General features: G+C 65.3%; 1 pseudogene. It reads right to left on the bottom strand.

Annotated features, from left to right (window positions below):
- Window positions 1-69: 69 nt before the first annotated feature.
- Window positions 70-349 (bottom strand): annotated as a pseudogene (locus tag EN852_RS36915) (lipoyl(octanoyl) transferase LipB); the annotation flags it as partial.

The following is a 349-nucleotide window of genomic DNA, read 5'->3' as shown; positions in this document are numbered from 1 at the left end:
GCGCTGCTGGCGGTGTTTGCCATCCACGGCTATGGCATGCTCTGGGCATCCGCACAGCTGATGTAGCGATCAGCCTGCCTTTCGGGACATTTCGGCGGCAGGCACCGCTGCGGGGCCAAACACATCCTGGAAAGCGGATTTCAGCGCCAGATCGAGGTCGGCCATGGTGACTGGCAGGCCAAGGTCGACCAGGCTGGTCACGCCGTGGTCCGAGACGCCGCAAGGCACGATGCCGCCGAAATGGCCGAGATCCGGCTCCACATTGATGGCGATGCCGTCGAAACTCACCCAGCGCCGCAACCGGATGCCGATTCCCGCCATCTTGTCCCCTCCCCGCGTGCCGTCCGCC

The organism is Mesorhizobium sp. M2E.F.Ca.ET.209.01.1.1 (assembly GCF_004010375.2).
In the GTDB taxonomy this organism is placed as follows: domain Bacteria; phylum Pseudomonadota; class Alphaproteobacteria; order Rhizobiales; family Rhizobiaceae; genus Mesorhizobium.
The sequence above is the reverse complement of the archived record's forward strand: the minus strand, read 5'-3'. Positions and strand labels throughout refer to the sequence as shown.